A 1,307-nucleotide genomic window follows, 5' to 3' on the forward strand; every position below is an offset into this window, starting at 1 on the left:
GCCTTCAAAAAGAAAGACCGGGAAACACGTTTCGATTTGAGTGAGGCGCCTTTGGTGCGTATAACATTGATAAAGACCGGTGAGGAATCGTATACCATGTACTATACGAACCATCATATTTTAACAGATGGTTGGTCGATGTCGATAGTAATCGATGAATTGTTACAGGCATACCAGGTAATCTTCCATGGCGGTGTTCCCGAGGAGATACAAGAAGACCGCTACCGGGACTATATCGATTTTATCGGCAAGAAAGACCCCTTCGAAGAGGAGGATTTTTGGAAAAATTATATGGCAACGCTCGACTCGCCTACCCTATTACCATTTGTAAGTGCCGATCATGATCGGAACAAGACGGCCGGGGAGACCAATTTGACGAGTCTTGTGGTCGGAAAAGAGTTGACCGACATGATCAAGGGTTATGCCCAGGAGCACGGTCTTACGGTAAATAGTATTACGCAAGGTGTATGGTCGCTTTTATTGTCGAAGTATACGGGTAGCCAAGATGTCATATTTGGTGTTACGGTATCGGGTCGCCCGCCGGAAATGGAGTTTTCTGACGAACTTGTGGGGCTCTATATCAATACGCTTCCTTTGTACGGTGCGATACCGGAAGGTCCTATCGTGGATTGGTTAATCGCATTACAAATGGGTCATACCGAATGTCGAGAACACCAGTATACGAACCTTTCTATAATCCAGAGTTTGAGCGGTGTGAAGGGTGATTTGTTCGATAGCATTATGGTATTCGAGAATTTCCCCGAGGCGGAAGCCTCCGAAGGCGGGGAACAGGTACTTGAGGTAGATGATATGGAGACCATTGACCCTACGAACTACCCTTTGACAATCGTGGTCAACCTTACGGAAAAACTGGACATAGAGTTCGGTTATAACTCCTCATTGATTTCGGAGCAGACCATAGAAATGATCAAAGGACATTTCCGAACGGTCCTTGAACAGATTATCAATGCGAACGTTTCGGAAATTTCCGAGATCGATCTTCTCACTGCGGGCGAGCGTACCGAGCTATTGGATGTTTTCAATGGCACTGATGTCGATTATGCCTTGGATGTTGGTTTTGTAGGGATGTTCGAGTCCCGTGTATCGAAGAGTCCCGATGGCATTGCCTTGAGTTTCGAGGGGGAAACGATGAGCTATGGGGAGCTGGATGCGCTTTCGAACCGTATTGCACATTATTTAGTTTCCAAGGGAGTGGTTCCCGACAGTCTTGTGGGGATCTGTTTGGATCGATCTTTATGGATGATCGCCGGTGTTGTTGGTATATTGAAGTCGGGCGGCGGCTACGT

1 protein-coding gene is annotated in these 1,307 nt (G+C 46.8%); it reads left to right on the top strand.

Translation table 11 applies throughout. From position 1 onward, the window contains the following. Positions 1–1,307, top strand: a 1,307-nt coding sequence (locus ACRD7P_RS20890) for a condensation domain-containing protein (RefSeq protein WP_430909742.1), incomplete at both ends; no start/stop codon positions are given.

Origin of the sequence: Maribacter sp. 2-571 (assembly GCF_050589625.1) — a bacterium.
GTDB lineage: Bacteria > Bacteroidota > Bacteroidia > Flavobacteriales > Flavobacteriaceae > Pelagihabitans.